Raw genomic sequence first — 556 nt, 5'->3', positions numbered from 1 at the left:
ATGCAGGGGTGAGCACAGTCCCCGGCACCGCCGATCCGCCCCCCGCGCCCGAGAACCGCTTCGTGCTCTGGCTGCACGGCCTCGACCTGCCCCGCCGTCCCGGCTGGATCGGCGGCGTCTGCGCGGGGATCGCCGACCGGCTCGGCATCGACCCGCTGATCGTGCGCGGGATCGTGCTCGTCGTCGCGGTGCTGGGCGGGCCCGCGCTCCTCCTCTACGCCGCGGCCTGGCTGCTGCTGCCCGACCAGGACGGCGCCCTGCCGGTGGAGCGGCTGCTCCGAGGCTCGCTCGACCGGGTGCACGCCGGGATCGGCGTCCTCGTGCTCGCCTCGATGCTGCCGGTGGCGCAGGGCTTCTGGTCGCTCGGCGGCGCGTACACCGGGGCGATGCCCTGGGCGCCCGCGACCGGGCGGACGCTGTGGTCGCTCGTGGTGCTCGGGCTGATCGTGGCCTTCGTGGTCTGGATCGTGCGGCGGAGCCGGCGATCGGACGACGCGGCCGCTCACCCGGCCCAGGGCTCCCCGTCCGCACACCCCTCCGCGACGCTCCCCCACCC

The 556-nt window shown here is 76.3% G+C and carries 1 protein-coding gene; it reads left to right on the top strand.

The features are described from left to right. Positions 1-8: 8 nt before the first annotated feature. Positions 9-556 (top strand): PspC domain-containing protein (locus C5C25_RS16195; RefSeq protein WP_146079493.1); only part of this gene is annotated, 548 nt, incomplete at its 3' end.

It is taken from the genome of Rathayibacter sp. AY2B9 (assembly GCF_002931595.1).
GTDB lineage: Bacteria > Actinomycetota > Actinomycetes > Actinomycetales > Microbacteriaceae > Rathayibacter.
This window is presented reverse-complemented; position numbering and strand designations above follow the sequence as displayed.